The organism is Sinomonas cyclohexanicum, from assembly GCF_020886775.1.
Lineage (GTDB): Bacteria > Actinomycetota > Actinomycetes > Actinomycetales > Micrococcaceae > Sinomonas > Sinomonas cyclohexanicum.
The window spans coordinates 593386-607448 of the sequence record NZ_AP024525.1; the positions used below are offsets into that span (position 1 = coordinate 593386).

Annotated in this window: 16 protein-coding genes, 1 pseudogene and 1 other annotated feature; of the genes and pseudogenes, 9 read left to right on the plus strand and 8 right to left on the minus strand. The window is 68.7% G+C overall.

The window, feature by feature from the left end:
* Nucleotides 1-45: 45 nt before the first annotated feature.
* Nucleotides 46-405, plus strand: coding sequence for an SMP-30/gluconolactonase/LRE family protein (locus SCMU_RS02920; RefSeq protein ID WP_229231511.1), 360 nt, complete (start codon nt 46-48; stop codon nt 403-405).
* Here the strand turns inward: SCMU_RS02920 and SCMU_RS02925 are convergent.
* Nucleotides 392-1207 carry a slipin family protein gene (locus SCMU_RS02925; RefSeq protein WP_229231512.1) on the minus strand — a complete coding sequence of 272 codons (816 nt, stop codon included), beginning with the start codon at nt 1205-1207 and terminating at the stop codon, nt 392-394. The genes SCMU_RS02920 and SCMU_RS02925 overlap by 14 nt on opposite strands.
* Nucleotides 1208-1722: 515 nt before the next feature.
* Here SCMU_RS02925 and SCMU_RS02930 point away from each other — a divergent pair.
* A complete protein-coding gene (locus tag SCMU_RS02930) occupies nt 1723-2181 on the plus strand; it encodes a hypothetical protein (RefSeq protein ID WP_229231513.1) in 459 nt (152 codons plus the stop codon).
* A gap of 516 nt (nt 2182-2697) precedes the next feature.
* On the opposite strand, the gene SCMU_RS02935 is transcribed toward SCMU_RS02930, so the two are convergent.
* Nucleotides 2698-3777 carry a fatty acid desaturase family protein gene (locus tag SCMU_RS02935; protein WP_229231515.1) on the minus strand — a complete coding sequence of 360 codons (1080 nt, stop codon included), beginning with the start codon at nt 3775-3777 and terminating at the stop codon, nt 2698-2700.
* Between the two features lie 370 nt (nt 3778-4147).
* Here SCMU_RS02935 and SCMU_RS02940 point away from each other — a divergent pair, with 370 nt between their 5' ends.
* From SCMU_RS02940 to SCMU_RS02955, 4 genes are all read left to right on the plus strand, one after another.
* The gene (locus SCMU_RS02940; protein ID WP_229231517.1) at nt 4148-4390 is read left to right on the plus strand and encodes a LapA family protein; all 243 of its coding nucleotides are present in this window, start codon (nt 4148-4150) and stop codon (nt 4388-4390) included.
* Nucleotides 4391-4505: 115 nt separating this feature from the next.
* A complete protein-coding gene (locus SCMU_RS02945) occupies nt 4506-4901 on the plus strand; it encodes a hypothetical protein (RefSeq protein ID WP_229231518.1) in 396 nt (131 codons plus the stop codon).
* A gap of 10 nt (nt 4902-4911) precedes the next feature.
* A complete protein-coding gene (locus tag SCMU_RS02950; protein WP_229231519.1) occupies nt 4912-5106 on the plus strand; it encodes a hypothetical protein in 195 nt (64 codons plus the stop codon).
* Nucleotides 5107-5141: 35 nt separating this feature from the next.
* A complete protein-coding gene (locus SCMU_RS02955; protein ID WP_229231520.1) occupies nt 5142-6032 on the plus strand; it encodes a diacylglycerol/lipid kinase family protein in 891 nt (296 codons plus the stop codon).
* A gap of 14 nt (nt 6033-6046) precedes the next feature.
* On the opposite strand, the gene SCMU_RS02960 is transcribed toward SCMU_RS02955, so the two are convergent.
* From SCMU_RS02960 to SCMU_RS02970, 3 genes are read right to left on the minus strand one after another with little or no spacing between them, the layout of a single operon-like run.
* Nucleotides 6047-6283 carry a hypothetical protein gene (locus SCMU_RS02960; protein ID WP_229231521.1) on the minus strand — a complete coding sequence of 79 codons (237 nt, stop codon included), beginning with the start codon at nt 6281-6283 and terminating at the stop codon, nt 6047-6049.
* Nucleotides 6280-6684 carry a hypothetical protein gene (locus SCMU_RS02965; RefSeq protein WP_229231522.1) on the minus strand — a complete coding sequence of 135 codons (405 nt, stop codon included), beginning with the start codon at nt 6682-6684 and terminating at the stop codon, nt 6280-6282. Before SCMU_RS02965 ends, SCMU_RS02960 begins: the two co-directional genes overlap by 4 nt.
* Nucleotides 6681-7574: a response regulator transcription factor gene (locus SCMU_RS02970; protein ID WP_229231523.1), complete on the minus strand. Its 894-nt coding sequence runs from the start codon at nt 7572-7574 to the stop codon at nt 6681-6683. The genes SCMU_RS02965 and SCMU_RS02970 overlap by 4 nt, the downstream gene beginning before the upstream one ends.
* 405 nt (nt 7575-7979) lie before the next feature.
* Here SCMU_RS02970 and SCMU_RS02975 point away from each other — a divergent pair.
* Nucleotides 7980-8348: pseudogene (locus SCMU_RS02975) on the plus strand (transposase); the annotation flags it as partial.
* A gap of 148 nt (nt 8349-8496) precedes the next feature.
* Here SCMU_RS02975 and SCMU_RS20920 read toward each other — a convergent pair.
* Nucleotides 8497-8778: a hypothetical protein gene (locus SCMU_RS20920; protein ID WP_371829684.1), complete on the minus strand. Its 282-nt coding sequence runs from the start codon at nt 8776-8778 to the stop codon at nt 8497-8499.
* Nucleotides 8578-8691 (plus strand) — a sequence feature (AL1L pseudoknot). (Overlaps the previous gene by 114 nt.)
* A gap of 21 nt (nt 8779-8799) precedes the next feature.
* Between SCMU_RS20920 and SCMU_RS20925 the strand changes: the two genes are divergently transcribed.
* Complete coding sequence (locus SCMU_RS20925) at nt 8800-9198, plus strand: hypothetical protein (RefSeq protein WP_371829647.1); 399 nt, start codon at nt 8800-8802, stop codon at nt 9196-9198.
* A 149-nt stretch (nt 9199-9347) separates the two neighbouring features.
* On the opposite strand, the gene aceB is transcribed toward SCMU_RS20925, so the two are convergent.
* Nucleotides 9348-11024: a malate synthase A gene (aceB, locus tag SCMU_RS02990; protein WP_229231526.1), complete on the minus strand. Its 1677-nt coding sequence runs from the start codon at nt 11022-11024 to the stop codon at nt 9348-9350.
* 88 nt (nt 11025-11112) lie between these two features.
* A complete protein-coding gene (gene aceA, locus SCMU_RS02995) occupies nt 11113-12447 on the minus strand; it encodes an isocitrate lyase (protein WP_229231527.1) in 1335 nt (444 codons plus the stop codon).
* Between the two features lie 118 nt (nt 12448-12565).
* On the opposite strand from aceA, the gene SCMU_RS03000 reads away from it, so the two are divergent.
* Nucleotides 12566-14062: a helix-turn-helix transcriptional regulator gene (locus SCMU_RS03000; RefSeq protein ID WP_229231528.1), complete on the plus strand. Its 1497-nt coding sequence runs from the start codon at nt 12566-12568 to the stop codon at nt 14060-14062.
* Nucleotide 14063 lies beyond the last annotated feature (1 nt).

The following is a 14063-nucleotide window of genomic DNA, read 5'->3' on the forward strand; positions in this document are numbered from 1 at the left end:
CGGCAATCGGACGAACGATGGCCGCAGATCTTTCGCCGTCGCAAGGTGCTCTCTACCGCATTTGGCCTGATCTCTCCGCGACGGCGGTTCTCAAGGACGCTTCTTTCCAACGGCCTCGATTGGAGCCCCTATGGGCGTACTTTCTACTTCACCGACTCCAGCACGCGTCGGATCGACGCGTATGACATCGATCTCGAATCGGCGGGCATCCGCAACGGCCGGATGCTGGTCGGTCTTCCCCACCCTGTGGCAACCCCGGGCGGAATGGCGGTGGACGCCGAGGGAACCATCTGGGTCGCGATGTGGGACGGTGGGTGCGTCCATCGCTTCGACCCGGACGGCAGGCTTCTCCTTCTCTCGGAACCTTGGGCTGCGCCGGGGGCGTTGCTGGTCAGGCCGCCTTGACCGGGGCCATGCCGTTTGCGGACGTCAAGGCAGCCTGATTCTCCCTGGCGAGGAAGGCGGAGAGCTCGCCGATCGTGCTCATCAGAGGGGCAGGGAAGACCACGGTGGTGTTCTTGTCCACGCCGATCTCCACCAGGCTCTGCAGGTTGCGCAGCTGCAGGGCGAGCGGGTGGGCCATCATGGTGTCGGAGGCTTGGCCCAGGGCGGTGGCGGAGATCGCCTCGCCTTCGGCGGCGATGATCTTGGCCCTCTTCTCCCGCTCGGCCTCGGCCTGCCGCGCCATGGCCCGCTTCATGCTCTCGGGCAGCTGGATGTCCTTCAGCTCCACGAGGGTCACTTCAACGCCCCAGTCCGCGGTGAGGACGTCGAGGATCTGGCGGATGTCGCCGTTGATGCGCTCGGTCTCCGAGAGGGTCTGGTCGAGCGTGTGCCGCCCTACGACTTTCCGCAGAGTGGTCTGGGCGATCTGGTCGATGGCGGCCGCGACGTTCTCGATCGCGACGACGGACTTCACTGCGTCTACGACGCGGTAGTAGGCGACGGCAGAGACGTCCACACTGACATTGTCCTGGGTGATGATGCCCTGGGACTGGATCGGCATGGTTACGATCCGCAGGCTCACCAGGGGCAAGTGGTCGATGACCGGGATGATGAGACGGAACCCGGGCATCCGGACCCCCAGAACTCGGCCGAGCCTGAACAGGACCCCCTGCTCGTACTGCCGGACGATGCGGATCGACATCCTCGCGACAATGAGCAGCACCACGACGACGATGATGACTGTTATAGCGATGGGGCCCATGAGGATCCCCTCCTTAATCTGCGGAACCGTCCAAGGGCGTCCTTCTGGCGCCCGGACGGTTCCTTCTCCCATTCTCCCCCCATCGGGGGGAAGGAGTGCGGGAAGGCCCCATGATGACGACAAACGGCAGGGAGCCCGGCCCGTAAGACCCTTCACCGCCGCCGGTAGCATTCCCACAAATGAGCCGATGCAGGGGTACGAGGCGTGGAATCGAGCGAAGGCCGGGGATTAATGGCAGGTTTCCCGCACCGGCACCCCGGCCTCGTCCGAAGTGCCGCTGCCTGCACCGGGCCTCCGCTCCTGCCCTTCCGTGATGCGGAAAGCGCGTAGACTGGGGGTGCGGGAGCCCACCGTCTTTCTGCCTCTACATCTTCGGGGAGGCGCCGGCAGGCGCCCGACAACACGTCTCCAGCGAAACCTCCAGCCGTGAACCCTCCGGCACCCCTGCCGCGAGCGAACGCCCCGCGGGCTCCCGCGGGGCCATCCAGAGAACGACTGAAGGACGTGGAACGACCATGGACACCACCAGGGAATCCATCACCGAGCGTGCCCCCCGCCTGCCCGAGCAGGCAATTGCCCTGAACGCGATCGTCGCCAGTGCCCTGCCCTGGAATCTGGGCACCGCCCGCGGCCCTTCGAAGTACACCGTCATGGTCGCATTGAGCAGGCGGGCCGAGCCGTACGAGATTGACCTGATCGAGGATCCCTCGACCGTGCGGCGGCTGCGCGACGCCGGCTACGAAGGCGTCAACATCGCCATCGCCGGCCGGCGCCTGCTCGTGGAGCACACCAACCTCGAACAGCTCAGGGCAGGTCTGGCGGGCGCGCTTGCCCGCCTGTTCCGGGACGTGTCGATCGCAGCGCTGGCGCAACACGACCAGCGACGCTCCGAGCTCGAAGCCCTGGTACTGCTCGAACGGGACCGCAGGGAGGCCGTGGAGGCCCTCGCCGCAGAAGTCCGCTTCACCTGCTGAAATTGGGCAGCCCGCCGCGGAGGCACTGCGGGCCGGCCCAAGCAGGCGCTTGAAGAGACCCCCGGCATCCGTCGCAGCCCTCTCCGCCCTCGCGGGCGCGGAACCCGCAGGGGCAACGAAGGATCGGCGAAAGGCCTTGGTCGCAGTGCGGCCAAGGCCTCAACGCGATCATGCTGCCGGCCCTTGCCCTCGCCTGTGTTCTGGCCTCTGTACTGCGGCCCGACGCCGGCACCGGCCACAGGGTACCTGGCGGACATGATGCACCGGCGAGAGCCACTTCAGCGGTGGCGGGGCAAGGAGCCACGCGGTCTTGGCGTCTCACCCCGGGCGTCAGGCCGCCCGACACTAGACCTGATTCCGCCCGATGCTGCTGGTGGGCCTTGGTCAACTGGCCGGCCGCGCGGCCGCCGTCATCGACTCCCGGATGCTGGAAGAGCGTCCCCTCGCGTCCTGCTCGTGGCCGGATCAGGTTCGCCGCAACGTCCGGCGCAGGACCGGACACCTGGCGCAGGGTCGTCAGTTGGGGCGGTGCTGGGCCGCGAGGGGGCATTCGAAGACGGAGCCGAGGCCGCGGCCGACGGCGTTGAGGTAGCGGACGATGATCCCGTAGGACGCCACGAGGCTTGTCGCGGTGTAGGGGATGCCCTGCTGTGCGCACTGCGCCCGGACCAGGCTCTCCGCGTGAGCCAGCGCCGGCCGGGGCATGGTCGGGAAGAGGTGGTGCTCGATCTGCCGGTTGAGGCCTCCCATCAGCACGTCCATGACGTGCCCTCCTGTGATGTTGCGCGAGGACATGACCTGGCGTGTGAGGAAGTCCGCCCGTGCAGATGCCGAGAAGATCTTCATGCCCTTGTGGTTGGGCGCGAAGGTTGCACCCATGTAGAGGCCGAAGACGCCCTGCTGCACTCCCACGAACGCCGCAGCAATCCCTGGCGGGAGCAGCCAGAACGCCAGGGCGGGCACCGCCAGCACCCGGGCGGTGAGGATCGCCAGCTCTACTGCCCTGCGCTGCACGGGGGCCCGGCGGAGGAGGAATCTGAACGAGTCGATCTGCAGGGCGAAGCCGAGGAACGGCAGGACCGGGAAGAGCAGGTAGCCCTGGTGCCGGGTGATGAACCCGAGCCAGCGGGGCCGCGCGGCGGCAGCCGCGTCGTGGAAGGCGATCGTGCCGGGCTTGATGTCCGGGTCCTTTCCGATCACGTTCGGGTTGGAGTGGTGACGCGAGTGCTTCTGCTGCCACATCGCATAGCTGATTCCCGTGAGCCCGTTGCCGATGATTCGAGCGGACCATTCGTTGGCCGCCCAGGAGGCGAAGACCTGGCTGTGCGCCGCCTCATGGGCGAGGAAGCCGAACTGGGTCATCAGTATCCCGAGCCCGGCCGCGATCAGCAGCTGGTACCAGCTCGGCCCGACGAGGGCGAAGCCGGTCCAGCCGCCGGCCCAGGCGATGGCCAGGATCGTGAAGAGCGCAACGTAGTAGCCGCGCCGCCGATTGAGCAGCCCAGCGTCCCGCACGTGCCTCTGGAGGGCCACATAGCTGTTGACCACGCGGTTCGGCCGGAGGGCCCGGGCGTCTGGTTCGCTGTTCTGGGCCATGGCTCCTCGAATCCGCTGGCGGCACCGGCGCCGATCGAGACTCCTGCACCGGGCACCTGCCCTCCTCTCAGGCTACGGCGGGCCAGCACCCGTGTCACGGCCGCACGCAGCCCTGACGGACTCGGTCCTTTCTACCCTGCCGGCGGCCTCGCTGCCGGCGTATCCTGAAAGTCAGGGATCGGGACCCCAGGAGCCGCAGACCGGCCCGGATTCAGGCCCCTCAGAAGGGCTGAATGCCATGACCTCTTTGCCGGTCAACCCCCAGAGCCCAGCAGGTCGAGAAGGCCCCCCACCGGAGAACCGCCCAGTTCCTGGGGCTGTCCAGAGCCCCTCCTCGACCGCCAAGAAGCCCAGGACCACCAGGGTCGGCATGGTGTGGGCCGCCATCGTGGTGGCACTTCTGGCCCTGGTGCTGCTGATCATCTTCATCCTGCAGAACCAGCAGCCTGCCAGGGTGCTGTTCCTCGGGATGGAAGGCACCGTCACTCTGGGCATGGCGCTTCTCATGGCGGCAGTCGGCGGCGGCATCCTCGTCGCTGCGGCGGGCGCGGCGCGCATCGTCCAGCTCCTATCCAATGCCCACAGGTCCCGCAAGGCCGGCGCCAGGGCGTGATCCGGCCGCAGCCCGGAACCACGCCTGAGGACACATGATGAACACCACCCCAGAACGCACCGATGACCTCCTTACCACGCCAGGTGAACCCACGGGACCGGAGGATCCCCTCCGGGTGACCGGGATCGTCCTCAGCGCCCTGCCCTCCGAGGCCCTGACTCCTGGGGGTCACCAGCGGTACACCGTCGCAGCATCCCTCTCGCGGCGCCCGGACCCGCTCGAGATCGAGGCTGTCCACGCGCAATCCGCCCGCAGGAAACTCGAGGAGGCCGGTTTCGGCCACGCGGGCCTCCAGATCGCGGACCGGCGGCTCCTGATCTTCGGTACCAACCTCGAAGAGCTGAGGGACGGCCTCGCGCGGGTCGTGGGTGGCATCGTGCGCACCGCCACCCTGAAAGCCCTGACGGAGAAGGAGCTTGCACGTCAGGCCCGGGCCGATCTGGACGAGGCCGAGCGCGAGCGATTCCTGCGCGTCGCCAAGGCAGCTGCCGCCATCGACTTCGAGGCCTGAGGAGGCCAACGTGAGTGACATCTACAGGACCCGCCACGACCCGTCGGCCGCTCCAGTCCCCAGCATGGAGGCTGAGGAAGAAGCCGAGAACGAGGTTTGGGACGACGAGGGTGGCCACGCCCCCCGCGACAGCGGAGGCGGCCCAGGGCCCGAGGGCGAGGAAGCTCCCGGGGGCGGTTCCCGCGGGACTGCGGGCACCACCTGACGCGGCTCGGGGTAAGAACGGTCGGTCGGTGCGCGATGAGCGATCGTGGCGAAGGGGTACCGTTCGACAGGATCCTCCTGATCTACAACCCGTCAAGCCGGACTCCGGCCCTGCTGGCCGAGCAGCTGCGAGCCGAGTTGGGCGCCCGTCTGCCCGTCATGCCGCTGAGCCTGCATCCCACTGCTTTCCCCGGCCATGGACGGGCGTTGGCGGGCGCTGCCCTGGGCGGTCGTCCGCTGCTGGTCTCGATCAGCGGCGACGGCGGGTACAACGATGTCGTCAACGGTGCCATGGGCGCCGGCGGTCAGGCCATCTGCGCTGTCATGGGTGCCGGCAACGCCAACGACCACCGGCGAAGCACCCGCAGCCTGCCCATCATCGACGCGATCGTCCGCGGCGACGTCCGCCGCATGGACCTCCTCCGCCTCACTGTCGGGGAAGGGCCCGGTCAGTGGTCCCGCTACGCCCATTCCTATGTCGGGTTCGGGCTCACGCCGCTGATGGCCATCGGCATCGAGGCAGGGGTCAAGGGACGCTTCACAGAACTGCTCTCCGTGGCCCGCGCCCTGCGCGGCCTCACACCCATCGAAATCGCCCGCGCGGACGGCGCGCGCGCGGTCCTGGACAGCTTGATTCTGGCCAACATCCCCCGGATTGCCAAGTACGGCCGCATCAGCGAGGCAGGCTTCCCGGACGACGGGATGTTCGAAGTCGTCCTCCTACCCCACGCGGCCAAGTGGCGCATCGCGCTCATGGCCCTGCGGGCCGTCACTGTCGGGCTCGGGGTCCAGACGAGCGTGCCAAGCTACAGGTTCACCAGCACAGACGCGATCCCGCTCCAGATCGACGGTGAGGTCATGGAACTCGCAGCCGGCACACCCGTGCTCGTCGAGTCCCGGCACCAGGCACTGGCAACCCTCGGTTAGTACTGGAGTCCCACTTAGTGCTCGGCGAGATCGTCGGCCACCCTGCGCAGGTCCTGCGCCCAGCCGACGGAACGGTTGGGCTCGGCCGACCCGGCCTCGAAGTTGACGAGGGCGGCCGCAAGGGCATTCAGGGCAGCCGCGAGGTTCTCCTTGACTGCGGCGTAGCCCTGGTCCGACCGCGGGTCCGAGGACGCTCCGACGAGCAGTTGGGCGCCCGCCCGGATGATCAGTGACGCTTCGAGCTCGTTCATGGGCGCGTCCAGGACGTCGAGGGCACCAGATGATAGGCGCCGTCCTCTGGATCGAGCATGTAGCCCAGGAATTCCTCGTCAAACGTGGCGATGCCCGAGTCCACGGCGTCCAGCTTTGCCCGAATCAGAAGCGAGAGCTGCCGCCAACGCTGGCGGGAGAGGTCGTGAGGGGTCTTGGCGGTCGCGTACGCCGTGACGCGGGGAGGCAGACCGTCGGCCGTGTGTGGCAGGGCCAAGACCAGCCGGAACCGACGCGGTTCCGCCCTGAAGGCGATCGCCGCCTTACCGTCTTCCCGGCTCCACCGCAGGCCGGTGGCACCGGAAGACATGAGCATCTGCTGGATCTCCGACTGGGACGCCGCAGCGGTGATCGAAGCGCCGCGAACGTAGTTTGTATTCATGCTTGAGGCCCTCCTGAAGCGTGCCGGCTGATGCTGGTGTGATGCACGGTGCGGGCGTCCTCCAGTGCGCGGCCGAGTCTCCGCGCGAGCCCTGCGCCCTCGCTGCCCTCCGAGAGAGGGCCGTCGGCTTCGGCCACGCAGTCCAGCAGAGCCATGGTCACCGCGTCGGTGGAGCCCTCCGGTTGGCCGGGCCGGAGTCGGCGGTGGACCTCGGCAGACCGATGGAGCTCCGTGGTGACCAGCAGGGCGGCCTGGGTCCGGTTGCTGACGCCGAGCTTCTGCAGCAGGACCGAGGTCATGTTCTTGATGGTCTTCTCCGCAAGGCCCGTCGTGGCGGCGATCTCGCGGCCTGCGAGCCCGCGCCCGATGAGGAGGAGCACTTTGAGCTCCTGGGGCGCCAGCCCCGGAAGTTCCTGTTCCGGGTAGGGCGCCTGCGGCGGCTTGAGCAGCATGGCCCGGAACGATGGACTGTAGGCGGTCTGGCCCCCCAGCACGCGGCGGACCAGCCGGACGGTCTCGTTCCCGTCGTCCTGCTTGGACAGGCAGCCCCAGGCTCCCGACATGACAGCCCCGATCAGGGCGGCCTCGTCATGCTCGTCCGTCATGATCACGCACCGTATCCGCGGGTCGACGGCGAGCACGGCCCGGCACACCTCGGCGCCGGTTCCGTCGGGCAGCTGATCGTCGAGCACAGCGAGCGCCGGCATCAGCGCGGGAATGCGCCGGGCTGCCTCCCGTGCTGACCCGGACGACCCCGCGATGTCGATGCCCGCCGAACTCAGGAGGCACTGTAGCCCGGTGCGGACCAGCTCGTGGTCGTCGAGGACGAACACGCCCTCGCGGGCGCGGATCGGGCGTGCCTGTGGGACCGGCTCGCCCGACCAGGTCATGGCCGGCCGGCTGTCGGCGCGATGCGGGGACTGGAGGCTACGGTGATGGGAAACCGTTCGATCGGCTGCTGGCGCCCGCGGAGGCGCTATCAGAAAGCGAAAGCCAAGGGCAGGACTGCCGATCGCCTCCACCATTCTAAGCCTCCTGACGCACCTGCGGCCATGGCCAGTGAGCAAGTGGGGGCCCGGCGGGCCGTCGAGGATGGAGACGGTCATGGAGAGGACCACCAGCACCAGGAGGCTGCCGAGCGGGCCCGCCAAACAGATACCCCTCCGCGCGCAGGGGATCGCGACGGGGCTTCCCGGGGGGACTCGCTCGCCCCTGTCGCTCCGAGCTTCGACGGTGGATATCGGGTCTACGGTGGCCGGACCCGTTCGCACGTGCGGGCCTGAGCGCTGATCGCGCAGCTGGTCGGTGAGGCGCAGCGGCAGGGTCTGGCGATCGACGGCGAGGGCGGGCTGGTGGCCCAGCTGACGAAGCTCGTGGTCGAGTCCGCCCTGGAGGGCGAGCTGACCGCGCACCTGGGCTATGAGAACCACGAGCGGGCCGAGGAGCCGGGCGGGAACAGCTGGAACGGGACACGGTCCAAGACGGTCCTGACCAAGGCCGGCCCACTGCAGATCGACGTGCCCCGTGACCGGGCGGGCACGTTCGAGCCGGTGGCCGTGGCCACCTCTACGGCTCCGAGGTGTCCAAGACGACGATCTCCACGATCACCGACAAAGGTCCTGGACGGGATGGCCGAGTGGCAGAACCGCCCACTGGACCCGGTCTGAACCGTACCGGGTTTGATGGAGACATCGATGACCCGGAAGGATTGTTCTCATGAGTGCACCGAGGACGTACCGCAGGAGCTGAAGGAGCGGGCGACGCGTCTGGCGATGGAGGCCCGGCAGGACCCGGCGGCCAGGGCGGGGGCGTTCAAGCGGATCGGGGACCAGCCGAGCTCGAGCGGGAGAACCGGGAGCTGCGGCGGGCGAACACGATCCTGAAGCAGGCCTCGGCTGTCTTCGCGGCGGAGATCGACCGCCCGTCGAGGTGATGTGCGCCTTCATCGAGGAGCACCGCGGGGAGCACGGGGTCGATCCGATCTGCAGGGTCCTGCAGGTCGCCCCGAGCACGTACTGCACCCATCGCACCCGTGAGCCGTCGGCCAGGGCGGTCCGGGACGCGGAGCTGACCGGGCAGATCCGCAAGGTCCACGCCGCCCTCCGCCGTCAGGACGTGCCGGTCGCCCGCTCCACCGTGGAGCGGCTCATGCGCGAGGAGGGCCTGCGCGGGATCAGCCGGGCCAAGGGCCCGCGCACCACGCGCCCGGCTGCGGAGACCGACGGGCCGGCGGACCTGGTCGAGCGGCGCTTCACCGCCGACGCGCCGAACCGGCCCGCCGCCCGAAGGGCTCCCGTGGCGGGCGGCCCCGCGCCTTCGACGCTCAGACCCACAAGGGCCGGAACGTCGTCGAACGCTGCTTCAACCGACTCAAGGCCTGGCGAGGAATCGCCATGCGCACCGACAAGACAGCCCGGAACGACTTCGCCGCGATCACCCTCGCCGCATCACTCGCATGGCTCAACGCCAGCTTCAGCAACACACCTAACGGCAGACGCCGCTGCCGGGGCATGAGTTGCGGCGGGCATGAGTTGAGGGGCCGTCCCCTGCGCAGCACCACTACGCAGGGCGGCCCCTCAACGGGTTCCCCGGTGCCCCTGCCCCCGTCTTTCGGGGTGCCTGTTGCGATTGAAGCGTGCAGGGTCCGGGAAGCTATGGCCGGATCAGCCGGCGAGGGCGAACTGGCGTTCCGGCAGGCCGGCCTCGTACTCGTCCTCCTTGCCAGCGGTCTCGCACAGGTACCGTGCGTAGGCTGGCATCGTGAGGAATGTCGGGAAGTCGGTGCCGAGGGCCACCTCGCCGAACAGCTCGCGGGCGTCGCGGAAGCGGTCGCCGTCGAAGCGCTCGAGCTTGTGGAACTCCTCGTCCAGCAGCTCCTCGACCCACTCGCGCGTCACGATCTCGCCCTGGTCGGTGATGGCGCGGGCGTAGATCCACTGCCAGATCTGCGAGCGGGAGATCTCCGCAGTCGCGGCGTCCTCCATGAGTCCGTGGATCGCCACGGCACCGTTGCCCCGCAGCCACGTCTCGATGTAGCGGATGCCCACCTCGATGTTGTTGCGGATGCCCTCCTCGGTGATCGTGCCGTGGCACGTGCCCAGGTCGATGAGCGCCCGGTCGTCCGGGGTGACGTCCTCGCGCAGGCGGTCGATCTGGTTGGGCCGCTCGCCGAGCACGGAGTCAAACGCGTCGCGCACCACGGAGACGAACTCCGGGTGGGCCACCCACGCGCCGTCGAACCCTTCCTCCGCCTCACGCAGCTTGTCAGCACGGGTCTTCAGGAGCGCCTCCGCGTTGGCCGCCGGGTCCCGGCGGCTCGGCACGAACGCGGCCGGCGCCGCGATCGCCATCGCGCCGCGGCGGTGGCACGCCCGCACGAGCTGCTCGGTGTACGCCCGCATGAACGGCTGCGTCATCGTCACCTGCTCGCGGTCCGGGAGCACGAACCGCGGGCCGCGGGTCCGGAAGTTCTTGATGAAGGAGAAGATGTAGTCCCAGCGGCCAGCGTTGAGGCCGGCCGCGTGGTCGCGCAGCTCGTAGAGGATCTCCTCCATCTCGAACGCCGCCGTGATGGTCTCGATCAGCACCGTGGCCCGGATGGTCCCCTGCGGGATGCCGAGCAGGTCCTGGGCGAGCACGAACATGTCATTCCACAGCCGCGCCTCGAACCGGTTCTCGATCTTGGGCAGGTAGAAGTACGGGCCGTGGCCGAGCGCGATGAGCCGGGCCGCGTTGTGGAAGAAGTACAGGCCGAAGTCCATGACCGCACCGGACACGGGCCTGCCGTCCACGAGCATGTTCTTTTCGGGCAGGTGCAGCGCGCGGGGGCGGAGAACCGTCGTCGGCCGCTCGGCGAACGGGCGGAGACGGTACTCGCGGCCCTCCGGTGAGACGAAGTCGATCCTGTCGCGCAGCGCGTCGAACAGGTTGATCTGGCCTTGGATGAGGTTGCGCCACGACGGCGTGAGGGAGTCTTCCATGTCGGCGAGCCACACGTTGGCCCCCGAGTTCAGCGCATGAACGGTCGACTTCCGGTCCACGGGTCCGGTGATCTCGACGCGGCGGTCCGTCAGCCCAGGGGCCGGCGGCGCGACGCGCCAGGCGGCGTCGTTCCGGATCTCCTCGGTGTCCCGGGGGAAGCGCGGGTCGTGGCCACGGGCGATCTCCGCGCGGCGGGCGTGGCGCGCCTCAAGGAGCTCCTGGCGCCGCTCCGCGGTGGCGCGGTGCAGGCGGGCGACGAACTCGAGGGCGTCCGGGGTGAGGATCTCGCGCTGCCGGGCGATGGGCTGCGCGGTGATGGTCACGCCGTTGATCGTGGTGTCGGTGCTGAAGCTGTTCATGGGAGGTCTCCTGATGGTGGGCGACGGCGGGTGGGCCGAGGGGCCTGACTGGCCCACCCCCCGTCGCCGGCCTGTGCCTACACGGCTGTTAGTGGAACTGGCCCTCTTCGGTGGATCCCACGAGGGCGAGGGTGCTGGCGTTCGGGTTCAGCGCCGTGGAGACCAGATCGAAGTAGCCGGTGCCCACTTCTCGCTGGTGCTTGGTTGCGGTGTAGCCGCGGTCTTCGGAGGCGAACTCGCGCTCCTGGAGGTCGACGTACGCGCTCATGCCGTTGCGGGCGTAGCCGTGGGCGAGGTCGAACATCGAGTAGTTGAGAGCGTGGAAGCCCGCGAGGGTGATGAACTGGAACTTGAAGCCCATCGCGCCCAGCTCGCGCTGGAACTTGGCGATCGTGTCGTTGTCGAGGTGCTTCTTCCAGTTGAACGACGGGGAGCAGTTGTACGCGAGCATCTGGTCCGGGAACTCCGCCTTGACGGACTCCGCGAACTTCTTGGCGAGCTCGAGGTCCGGGGTGCCCGTCTCCATCCAGATGAGGTCGGAGTACGGGGCGTAGGCCTTGGCGCGGGCGATGCACGGCTCGACGCCGTTCTTGACCCGGTAGAAGCCCTCCGCCGTGCGCACCGGCTGTCCCCCTTCGCGGAGGATGAATTCCTGGTCGCGCTCGTCCACGTCGGTGGTGATGAGCGTCGCGGCCTCGGCGTCCGTGCGGGCGATGATGACGCTGGGGACGCCGGAGACGTCCGCGGCGAGGCGGGCGGCGTTGAGGGTGCGGATGTGCTGCTGGGTCGGGATGAGGACCTTCCCGCCGAGGTGGCCGCACTTCTTCTCCGACGCGAGCTGGTCCTCCCAGTGAACGCCGGCAGCGCCGGCCTGGATCATGGACTTCATGAGCTCGTAGGCGTTGAGCGGGCCGCCGAACCCGGCCTCGGCGTCCGCCACGATCGGGACCAGCCAGTCCTCGACCGTCTGCTTGCCCTCGGAGAACTCGATCTGGTCCGCGCGCTGCAGCGCGTTGTTGATGCGGCGCACGACGGCGGGAACCGAGTTCGCGGGATAGAGCGACTGGTCCGGGTAGGTGTTGCCGGAGAGGTTGGCGTCCGCGGCGACCTGCCAGCCGGAGAGGTAGATGGCCTTGAGGCCGGCCTTGACCTGCTGCACGGCCTGGTTGCCGGTGAGGGCGCCGAGGGCGTTGATGTAGCCCTTGCCGTCCGCGCGGCCCTCGGTCACAGCCTTCCACAGCTTCTCGGCACCGCGGCGCGCCAGCGTGTGCTCCTCCGGGACGCGGCCGCGGAGCTTGACGACATCCTCGGCGGTGTAGTCGCGGGTGATGCCGTCCCAGCGGGAATCGGCGGACCACTCGAGCGTGAGGGCCTCGGCCTGCTGCTCGAGGGACAGGTTCTGGGGCTCGGGCTGTGCGGTCATGTCGGGTCTCCTTCGACTCGGTGTGGCTTCTTCGTGAGAACAACTTTTCCATGTCTGCAACCCCGAATTCAGGGAAAAGTGCTGGAAAGAAAGGCAGATCTTCACGTATCCTCAAGAAATGCCTCGTCAAGCCTCCTGGGCCCGCCCCTCTGCCCCCGTCACCACCGCCGCCCCGGCGAAGGGGAACAGTGTCGACGTCATCAGCCTGGGCCGGCGGGTTCGGCACCTGCGCAAGGCCGCGGGGCTCACGCTCGACGAACTCGGGACCGCCGTCGGGGCGGCCGCGAGCCAGCTGAGCCTCATCGAGAATGGCAAGCGCGAGCCCAAGCTGGGGCTGCTCCAGCAGCTCGCGGAAGCGCTCGGCGTCGGGGTCGACTCCCTCCTCGGGGCCGAGCCGCCGAGCCGCCGCGCGGCGCTCGAGATCGAGCTCGAGCGGTACCAGCGCAGCCCCCTCTACGAGAGTCTGAACCTGCCGAAGATCCGCGTGTCCTCGCGGCTCCCGCTCGATGTCCTCGAGTCCCAGCTGGGGCTCCTCCACGAGCTCGAGCGGAAGATGAACGAGCAGATCGCCACCCCCGAGGAGGCCCGGCGCGCCAACGGGGAACTGCGCAAGATGATGCGCGAGCGGGGGAACTACTTCCCGGAGTACGAGGCCGAGGCGCAGAAGGTCCTCAAGCAGGTCGGGTACACGTCAGGGCCGCTGAGCCAGCACACCATCTCGGACATCGCCACGCATCTCGGATTCACCCTCCACCACGTGGGCGATCTGCCCCATTCCACGCGCAGCGTGACCGACTTGAAGAACCGCCGGATTTACCTCACGCAGAACGCGCGCTCGGACCACGACCCCCGCTCGGTACTGCTCCAGGCGCTCGGCCACTACGTGCTGGGCCACGAGACCCCCAAGTCCTACGGTGATTTCCTCGCCCAGCGGGTCGCGACGAACTACTTCGCCGCGGCGCTCCTGCTGCCCGAGCATGCGACGGTGGAGTTCCTCTCCCGCGCGAAGGGCGCCAAGGAGATCTCTGTCGAGGACCTGCGCGACACGTTCTCCGTCAGCTACGAGACCGCCGCGCACCGGTTCACGAACCTTGCGACCCAGCATCTTGGCCTGACGACCCACTTCCAGAAGACGCACCAGTCCGGCATCATCTACAAGGCCTACGAGAACGACGGCGTGAACTTCCCCATGGACCACACGGGCGCCATCGAGGGCCAGCCCTCGTGCAAGGCCTGGACGAGCCGGGCGGTCTTCGACGTGCCGGACAAGTTCAGCCCGTACAGCCAGTACACGGACACCGTCACCGGGACTTTCTGGTGCACCGCGCGCACCGAGCGCAGCGCCAGCGGCGAGTTCTCCCTGAGCATCGGCGTCCCGTACCACCACGTGAAGTGGTTCCGCGGGCGCGAGACGACGGCGCGCGCCACTTCGCGCTGCCCCGATCCGGACTGCTGCCGCCGGCCACCGGCGGAGCTGAGCGACCACTGGGCCGGCAACGCATGGCCGTCCGCCCGCGCACACTCGCACCTCTTGGCGGCCATGCCGCCCGGAGCGTTCCCGGGCGTGGACGAGACCGAGGTCTACTCCTTCCTCGAGGCGCACTCAGGCGCCTGAG

Bases quoted from the DNA above. Each gene is read 5' to 3' on its own strand.
- SCMU_RS02965 (WP_229231522.1), bottom strand. From the start codon at position 6,684: ATGAATACAAACTACGTTCGCGGCGCTTCGATCACCGCTGCGGCGTCC.
- SCMU_RS02930 (WP_229231513.1), top strand. From the start codon at position 1,723: ATGGACACCACCAGGGAATCCATCACCGAGCGTGCCCCCCGCCTGCCC.
- SCMU_RS03000 (WP_229231528.1), top strand. From the start codon at position 12,566: ATGCCTCGTCAAGCCTCCTGGGCCCGCCCCTCTGCCCCCGTCACCACC.
- SCMU_RS02940 (WP_229231517.1), top strand. From the start codon at position 4,148: ATGGTGTGGGCCGCCATCGTGGTGGCACTTCTGGCCCTGGTGCTGCTG.
- SCMU_RS02925 (WP_229231512.1), bottom strand. From the start codon at position 1,207: ATGGGCCCCATCGCTATAACAGTCATCATCGTCGTCGTGGTGCTGCTC.
- aceA (WP_229231527.1), bottom strand. From the start codon at position 12,447: ATGACCGCACAGCCCGAGCCCCAGAACCTGTCCCTCGAGCAGCAGGCC.
- SCMU_RS02935 (WP_229231515.1), bottom strand. From the start codon at position 3,777: ATGGCCCAGAACAGCGAACCAGACGCCCGGGCCCTCCGGCCGAACCGC.
- SCMU_RS02960 (WP_229231521.1), bottom strand. From the start codon at position 6,283: ATGAACGAGCTCGAAGCGTCACTGATCATCCGGGCGGGCGCCCAACTG.
- SCMU_RS02970 (WP_229231523.1), bottom strand. From the start codon at position 7,574: ATGACCTGGTCGGGCGAGCCGGTCCCACAGGCACGCCCGATCCGCGCC.
- SCMU_RS02955 (WP_229231520.1), top strand. From the start codon at position 5,142: ATGAGCGATCGTGGCGAAGGGGTACCGTTCGACAGGATCCTCCTGATC.
- aceB (WP_229231526.1), bottom strand. From the start codon at position 11,024: ATGAACAGCTTCAGCACCGACACCACGATCAACGGCGTGACCATCACC.